The 7,829-nt window shown below is 51.5% G+C and carries 5 protein-coding genes and 1 pseudogene; 3 read left to right on the top strand and 3 right to left on the bottom strand.

Going from position 1 to position 7,829, the window contains the following annotated elements:
- The 3 genes from B5G16_RS12230 to B5G16_RS12220 form a co-directional block, all read left to right on the top strand.
- Positions 1-2,634 (top strand): AAA domain-containing protein (locus B5G16_RS12230; protein ID WP_335341002.1); only part of this gene is annotated, 2,634 nt, incomplete at its 5' end.
- A 453-nt stretch (positions 2,635-3,087) separates the two neighbouring features.
- A complete protein-coding gene (locus tag B5G16_RS12225; protein ID WP_162612076.1) occupies positions 3,088-4,509 on the top strand; it encodes an McrB family protein in 1,422 nt (473 codons plus the stop codon).
- The gene (locus B5G16_RS12220; RefSeq protein ID WP_087264304.1) at positions 4,496-5,860 is read left to right on the top strand and encodes an McrC family protein; all 1,365 of its coding nucleotides are present in this window, start codon (positions 4,496-4,498) and stop codon (positions 5,858-5,860) included. Before B5G16_RS12225 ends, B5G16_RS12220 begins: the two co-directional genes overlap by 14 nt.
- 506 nt (positions 5,861-6,366) lie before the next feature.
- Here the strand turns inward: B5G16_RS12220 and B5G16_RS12215 are convergent.
- From B5G16_RS12215 to B5G16_RS12930, 3 genes and pseudogenes are all read right to left on the bottom strand, one after another.
- Positions 6,367-6,936 (bottom strand): 6-carboxytetrahydropterin synthase, encoded by a 570-nt coding sequence (locus B5G16_RS12215; protein ID WP_087264302.1) that lies wholly within the window; start codon positions 6,934-6,936, stop codon positions 6,367-6,369.
- 19 nt (positions 6,937-6,955) lie between these two features.
- Positions 6,956-7,363: a Fur family transcriptional regulator gene (locus B5G16_RS12210; RefSeq protein ID WP_087264300.1), complete on the bottom strand. Its 408-nt coding sequence runs from the start codon at positions 7,361-7,363 to the stop codon at positions 6,956-6,958.
- Positions 7,364-7,706: 343 nt separating this feature from the next.
- Positions 7,707-7,829 (bottom strand): annotated as a pseudogene (locus B5G16_RS12930) (integrase core domain-containing protein); the annotation flags it as partial.

Here is a 7,829-nt window from a genome sequence, read left to right as displayed (position 1 = left end):
CCGAAGACCTACACCTATGTCCCGAGCAAAGTGTTGTGGCTGAAGGATCCCGTTATATTCGATCCGCAGCATTGCCATCTGCTCCACAAAGGCCGTCGGATAGAGCCTCTCTCCCACATCGCCGCTTTCCAACAAGGCTCGCGGCGATTCTGGTATGTGGAATACGCCAATGGCACCGGAGCCCACTACAAGGGATCGGAGGTCGAACTCGTTCGGTCGTGCCTGGAGGAGCCACCCGCACAGGATCGCTTCGCCTATCTGCGCGACGTGGCGGAACTCAACCCTCTGAAGACCGACGACGGGCAGAAACTGCTGCTGATGCAGTATCAGAAGATTGACTTTGTCTCCGACCGTTCGGCGGCGGCCCTCTACCTGAATCCCGGCAAGGACTCGCCCCGACAATTCCCTGTGCCGCCGCTCATCTACCCTTTCGGGTGCAACGCCAGCCAGCAGAGAGCCATCCAGGCAGCCTTCGGGAATCAAATCAGCATCATCCAGGGTCCTCCGGGAACCGGCAAGACGCAAACGATCCTCAACATCGTGGCCAATCTTGTGGTGCAAGAGAAGACCGTGCTGGTCGTCTCGAACAACAACTCGGCCATCGAAAACGTGGTCGAGAAGCTGGAAAAGCAGGGACTGGGCTTTCTCACCGCCCTGCTGGGCAGCCGTGAGCGAAAGACAGCCTTCGTCGAAACACAGGCCCTCGAGAAGTCCATTCCGGCCGAGATCGACTCGTGGTATTCGGCCGAAACAGACTCTCCGGAGTTTCTCCGCACCATTCAGTCCGAAGCCGAATCGCTGCAGACGGTGTTCGAACGACAGGAGCGACAGGCTCGTGCCCGGCAGGAGTTGTCGGGGCTGCAAACCGAACAGCTCCATTTCGAACAGGAGACAACGATTGATTTCTCCACCACGCTTCGTCGGCAGATGCCATCGGCCCGTCTGCTGATGCTGTGGAACGAATTACAGGCCGCTGTCGAGTGGCAGCCAACCGGGCTCTTCAATCGATGGAGAGAGGCGGTCCGATGGTTTTTGCTCAAACGCCGGATCCGCCGCCTCTTCGACGGATTCCCCCGCCACCCGGAGCGGCAGGATCTCCAGCGGTTGATCCCCCTCCTCCAGCGCAGTTACTACCAGATTCGGCAGGAGGAGCTCACGGCGGAGATCGAATGGGTTGAAAAGCAACTTGCCACGTCGGATGCTCCGGCGATGGTGGCCCGGCTGAGCGACGACTCGATGCGCTACCTGCACAGCCGACTGGCCGCCCGCTATGGCAAGGGACACAAACGACCCATTTTCCAACATATCACTCCCGAGCTGCTCAAGGAGTACCCCGTCGTGCTGAGCACGACCTTCTCTTCGCGATCGAATTTCCGGGCGGAGACGCTGTTCGACTACGTGATTATGGACGAAGCCTCACAAGTGTCGTCCGAAACAGGGGCGCTGGCGCTGATGTGCGCCCGCAATGCGGTGATTGTCGGCGACTCGATGCAGTTGCCCAACGTCATCACGGATGCCGACCGGCTCCGCATGCAGGCCATCGCCGCCAAACACGCGATCGATCCCCGCTACGACTGCGCCGCGCTGAGCTTTCTGGAGTCCGTCTGCCGGGTCTTTCCCGAAGCGCCGCAGACGCTGCTGCGCGAACACTACCGCTGCCATCCGAAGATCATCAACTTCTGCAACCAGCGCTTCTACGGCGGGCGGCTGCTGATCATGACCGAGGATCGCGGCGAACCCGACGTCATCACAGCGTGGCGGACCACACCGGGTCATCACGCGCGGGGAGCGTTCAATCCCCGCGAGATCGAAACGATCCGGCGCGAGGTGCTGCCGTCACTCCCCTGCGAGCAGGCCGAGATCGGCATTATCTCCCCCTACAACGAGCAGGTCAATGCGCTCCACCGCGAGCTGGGCGGAGGCATTGACGTGGCTACGGTACACAAGTTCCAGGGACGGGAAAAGGAGGCCATCATCCTGTCGACCGTCGACGATCAAATTACCGTCTTCACGGATGATCCCAATCTGCTGAACGTTGCCGTATCGCGGGCCAAACGGCAATTCACGTTCGTTACTTCGAGCAACGAACAGCCCGACAGCCGCAACATTGCCGATCTGCTGGCCTACATCGACTACAACGGCGGCAAAATCACGGAGAGCGCCATCCATTCGGTTTTCGACCTGCTCTACGAACCCTACGCCGAGGCTCGGCGGGAGTTCCTCAAACGGCACCGACGGATCTCGGAGTTCGACTCCGAGAATCTGACCTATGCCCTGCTGGAGCGGGTGTTGGAGACAGACCAAGCATTCCGGCATCTAGGCGTCCTCTGCCACCAACCGCTGCGACAGCTGATCCGCGATTGGACGCTTCTCAACGACGAGGAGCGCCGCTATGCCTCGAACGGCGCCACGCACCTCGACTTCCTGATCTATAACCGGGTAAGCAAACAGCCCGTCCTGGCTGTCGAGACCGACGGCTACCAGTTCCACAAACAAGGAACCCGCCAATCCGAACGCGACCGGATGAAGGATCGCATCCTCGATCGCTACGCTCTTCCGCTGCTGCGCCTCTCAACCACGGGCACCGACGAAGAGGCAAAAATCAAAGATCAATTATCGAAGATTGTGGAATAAATCCGTAGGACAGGCCGCAAATAGCCATGACCACAATTATTTTTTGCTAACTTTGTAGAAACCTCATACAGCTATTGCCTTGTTATGAACGAATATATCCAATTCAAACACCTTCTGGAGTACTTTGTCTCCCATCTGGAATGGGCTGTCAACCAGAATCCGTCTCACGTCGGATACCAAACCTATATCGCTCCTATTACCAATTTTAAATATTCTGGACAGGGATATAAAGGTGCTAAAATTCAAGAGCAAATTGCGAATTGGGCTACATACAAATGCGGTACAATATGCATCAACATATACTCTTCCGATTATACGAGTAGCAGGGCCTGCTACTTGAATTGGAAAGGAGGCTGGATTAACGTAAGGCCTCATTGGATAAAAGCAAATAACGAACGGCATATAGATTCCTTGTTCCTAACTCAAGATCAGGTTTCAAACGCAAAAGCCGTTTTGACTCGCACATTGAATGATTTGGGCCTTTTTGACAATCAAGAGCCAAACAGTATTTTAAAAGAGTTCTTCGACACCTACAAAAATATGCTGGCTGCATCTCACGCCAATGCCCCAGTTCAAAAGGATGTTGAGGATATTGAGTATAAAGAATATGTAGAGCTCCTGAAAGCCAACAAGAATCTGATTCTTACAGGCGCTCCGGGAACCGGCAAGACCTATCTTGCCAAACAGATTGCAAAGGCTATGGGCGCCACCAGCGAGGAACAGTGCAAAATGGTTCAGTTCCACCCTTCGTATGACTATACGGACTTCGTCGAGGGGCTGCGGCCAATTAAAAGTAATACTTCGGATCAGATCGGATTCGAACTCCGGCAAGGTGTTTTCAAGCAATTCTGCGAAAAGGCGCTGGAAAACTGGGTGGATAGCCGGAAAAAACCGGAAGAGATATCGGCCGAACGGATATTCAAAGAGGCGTATGAGCGTTTCACCGATGACATCCGAAACGGGGAGATCGCCGGAAATGAATTGCCGTTGCGATCCGAAGATGTGGCCATGAAAATCGTGGAAGTATCCGACAATAACAACATCATTCTCAAGACGAAGGATTCCGAAAGCGAAAAGACCTACACCGTCTCGTACAACCGCTTGAAGAAACTGTCGGAGACCTATAAGGACCTTAAAGCGCTGGACGAGATAACCAACATATACAAAGCGGTAACTGAGGCAATAAAGGGCTGTCACGCATCGGCCTATTGGGCAACACTCCATTATGTATACGAACATTATGTAGGGAAGGTCACGGCCGACGCAACTCCCGTCGAGAAGAAGAACTATGTCTTTATCATCGATGAAATAAATCGGGGTGAGATCTCCAAGATCTTCGGCGAACTGTTCTTTTCCATTGACCCGGGATATCGGGGAGAGTCGGGACGGATTTTCACCCAATACCAGAATCTGGTGGAAGATACCCCTTTCAACAATGGCTTCTTTGTCCCGGAGAACGTATATATCATCGGAACGATGAACGATATCGACCGGAGTGTCGATACAATGGATTTCGCCATGCGGCGCCGCTTTGCCTGGAAAGAGGTGAAGGCCACCGAACGACTCGGGATGCTGGATTCTCTCGGTGCAGACAAGACCGAAGCAATAACGAGATTGATCAATCTGAATGCAGCGATTGAAAAGATCGACGGATTGAGTTCCGCCTATCATATCGGCCCGGCCTATTTCAAGAAGCTCGAACTTTATCAGAAAAATACCGGACAGAAATGGGAACTGCTGTGGAATTATCACCTCAAAGGTCTTCTGTATGAATACCTTCGCGGATCCGACGAATTGGATGCCAATATGCAGATTCTGAAGGCTGCCTACGATTTGACAAAGAGAGACCAAGCTGAATCAGATGGTGAAAACTAATTCAGAGGTACGACAATATCGGATACGGGACTACGGGACAATTCCAGTCCCGGAGATCGCCGTGTCCGATATCGAAAACTTCCGACATTTCGCCAACCGTTCCATCCAGGACCTGTGTAATAAGAAGCATTCGAATCTGCTTATCTTCCCGGATGTAGAGCATCTTCTCAAAAACGGCATTGGAGAACAGTCCGTTTGCACGATGGATGATACCCAATTGCAAGCCGGGGACCTCATGGGGTTCATCGGTCGAGGCCACAGTCAGCTGACCATCAGCTCCCGGTTTGCAGCAGCAGATCAGGAAGATTATTTCCTGCATTACATGGTTCAGCGGGTTTTCGATATCAATCTGTTCGATCTGAAACATGCGTCATCGCAAAACCGGATCTTCGACTTCCTGACCCTTTTATTCCCTTACTACCTGAAAAGAGCGCTCAAACAGGGTATTTACAAAAAATACAAAACTATTGCGCACAACGATGCAAATGTCAAAGGAGTCATCGATATTTCCAAACAAATCCGACTGAATACTCCATTTACGGGGAGAATTGCCTACTCTGTTAAGGAGTTTTCCTATGACAACGAACTTACACAGCTGATTCGTCATACAATTGAATGCATCCGAACCACTCCGCAAGCATCCGTTCTGAAAGCGGATCCAGATACCGATGCTTTTGTCTTGCAGATCTGTCAGATAACCCCATCCTACAGTCTGCTGGCACGAAGAAAGATCATCTCCAGCAACCTGCGGCCGGTAACGCATCCATACTACGTCGCCTATCGTGAACTGCAGAAACTTTGCATCCAGATTCTCACCCACCGAGGGCTGAAATACGGTCAAAACAAGGATGACATCTATGGCCTTCTATTCAGTGGGTCCTGGCTCTGGGAGGAGTTTCTTTATAAAACATTGCTCCACGACTGTGGATTCCGGCATCCGCAAAACCGCTTGGGCAAAGGCAGCATCTACCTCTTCGAGAAGGCTCCCTTATCTGAAATGGAGAGATACAGCCGTTGTAAACGATATCCGGATTATATCAAAGAGGACTTTATTCTGGATGCCAAATACAAGAAGCTGGATTCAGGGCACATCAATCGAGATGACATGCATCAACTCATTTCGTATATGTATGTCGAACAAGCCTCAAAAGGCGGATTCATCCATCCGCAACAGGCGACACAGGTTCAACCTGTTGTAAGGACGCTGGGGGCGCTGCGCGGCTACGGCGGAACCATCCTTCTCATCGGAGTACCGATTCCGACCGACGCAAAGTCTTACCAGGATTTTATTGAACAAATGCAGCAAACCCAGCAGAGACTAAAGCAAGCTATAAAGAATTTGGAGAGTTGATTGTCGCGTCCCAGTTAGGGCGCAGCTATCCAACAGGAGACATTACAAGATCCTACAGAGGCAATTGGAGACATACTCAACAGCGCAGCAATCTCACTATCAGAATAGAACAAGAACATTCAACGCAAAGTAATTTGCTCTCCTAACAAGACCTCTTCCGATTGTCAAATCTGAGGTATACCGCAACTTGATTCTCTCGCACGCAACCAATATAGTCCGCATCAAATCCAGTTTCGCCCTTCGAGCCTTGACACTCGCCGCAATCTGTATCGCCACCTCACCTGGATTTAAGACATCAACTGCTAATATGTTATTCATAGATACCATTTACATCCAACAACAAACAAAATATTATTCTTTATAATACTCCTCCTGAAATAATATTTTTCCCCAAATAGTTGACCACGGCGAAAAAGCCATGACGTTCAGTAAAAAATTGCGCTCTGAATAAAAAAGTCGGGCCCCGATTTTCGGAACCCGACTACCCTATCCACAGAGTGTGACGGCTACTTCTTCTTGCGGTACCCGCACTTCGGACATACACCCTCCTCGTTGAGTGCAACGCCGCACAGCGGGCAGCGATCGATGTCGTTCTTGGTCACGAACTCCGCCGAGGCCGCATTCACACCGCTCGTGAAGGTGATCTTGGCAATGTTGAGCTTATCCTTCAACAGGTCGTAGACAATCTTGATCATCCCCTCAACCGTCAGCGTCTCCTTCGTGACAACCAGACGGCAATCGGGATAGGCCGTGGCCAGCTCCGTCTTGAAGGCCGGGCCCTTCATCTTGTTCTGCGGGTGTCCGTTGCGGATGCCCTGCTTCTCGTAGACGTCCAGAACGGCCGGCAGCAGCGGATCATCCTCGCGCAAAACCAGTGCGTGGTCGAAATTCCGGAGCACGTCCCACGCTACCTTCTGAATCTCGTTGCAGGGGTAAACCATGTTCACACCCGCCTCGATGCTATCCTCCACCTCGATGGTCAACTTTCCCGTGTGGCCGTGGAGATACTGAGCCTCTCCTTGAAAACCGTAGAAACGGTGTGCATACTGCAGATCGAATGTTGTGATACTTCTCATAACAAATTGCGGTTTTAAGTTAGACATTCTTTTTAAGCGTTACCTGTACCTGTACTTTACCGATCTCCTCCGTCGGGAAGTGTTTGCGTTCGAGGTATTCGCGGATCAGCTGCGAGAGTTCCGGATCCGCATAGTCCTCGATCGACTTGCCGTCGAAGAGGTGATGGTGCTCCGCCACCGTGATGTCGTAGTAGCACTTCCCGGTGTCGGGGTGATAGATGAACGACAAAATGTTTGCCGAACAGAAGCTGTCCAAAATCCGATAGATGGTCGAAACGGTCACCTCCTTGTTGCGGGACTGGACCCGTTCGATGATATCCTCCACCGTGGCGTGGCGCAGCTCCTGCATCGCCTTGTAGACCTCGCGGCGCTGCGGGGTCAGCTTCAGCCCCGCCTCCTTGATTCTTTGCAGTCCTTCGTTATTCATCGCTTTGTTTCTTTCTCTGGAGCAAACATAATGCAAATAATTAGCAATTGCAAATATTTTGCATTTAAATCCCGAACCCACCGAAAAAATCCTCCTCCAGAGCTTGGAGATCCTACAAAAATTACTACCTTTGCTCATGGAGTCACACCCCTCCGGCAACCCATTCCAGCGAGGGAAAAGAACCGCCCAAATTCGGACTCCGAACCCGAGTTTTACATTTTTCCGAGAATATCGGACACCTGAAATGAAGCGTCAAACAAGGTTTTGCCGCCTCTTTACAGCATGTCTTTTTGTGGCATCAGCTAACATTGTAACTAATAGATAATTAATAAGTTACGACGTTTTTCTGCATCGGAGTCTTGCCGTTCAGCGAGGAATGTGGTCGTTTCTTATTGTAGAACTCCTGCCATTCCATAGCCATCGCATTCAAATCAAGTGTCTTATCCGACAAATCTATAAGATTCCA

This window comes from Alistipes sp. An66 (assembly GCF_002161445.1).
GTDB lineage: Bacteria > Bacteroidota > Bacteroidia > Bacteroidales > Rikenellaceae > Alistipes > Alistipes cottocaccae.
Note: the sequence above shows the minus strand (reverse complement) of the source record. Positions and strands in the feature narration are given on the sequence as shown.

What these genes read in the sequence shown, in the direction of transcription:
- B5G16_RS12215 (WP_087264302.1), bottom strand. Translation starts at nt 6,936, where the DNA reads ATGAGAAGTATCACAACATTCGATCTGCAGTATGCACACCGTTTCTAC.
- B5G16_RS12220 (WP_087264304.1), top strand. Translation starts at nt 4,496, where the DNA reads ATGGTGAAAACTAATTCAGAGGTACGACAATATCGGATACGGGACTAC.
- B5G16_RS12210 (WP_087264300.1), bottom strand. Translation starts at nt 7,363, where the DNA reads ATGAATAACGAAGGACTGCAAAGAATCAAGGAGGCGGGGCTGAAGCTG.